Annotated in this window: 1 rRNA gene; it reads left to right on the forward strand. The window is 57.2% G+C overall.

Annotation, left to right across the window (positions count from 1 at the left end):
- Window positions 1–278 (forward strand): 16S ribosomal RNA (locus tag HALOF300_RS26815); the annotation flags it as partial.

Here is a 278-nt window from a genome sequence, read left to right on the forward strand (position 1 = left end):
CCTTGGATCAGTGGCGAACGGGTGAGTAACACGTGAGTAACCTGCCCCGAACTCCGGGATAACGCTGGGAAACTGGTGCTAATACTGGATATGAGATGCACCTGCATGGGTGTGTTTGGAAAGAATTTTGGTTCGGGATGGACTCGCGGCCTATCAGCTTGTTGGTGGGGTAATGGCCTACCAAGGCGACGACGGGTAGCCGGCCTGAGAGGGTGACCGGCCACACTGGGACTGAGACACGGCCCAGACTCCTACGGGAGGCAGCAGTGGGGAATATT

It is taken from the genome of Occultella aeris, from assembly GCF_902703175.1.
GTDB classification, from domain to species: Bacteria; Actinomycetota; Actinomycetes; order Actinomycetales; family Beutenbergiaceae; genus Occultella; species Occultella aeris.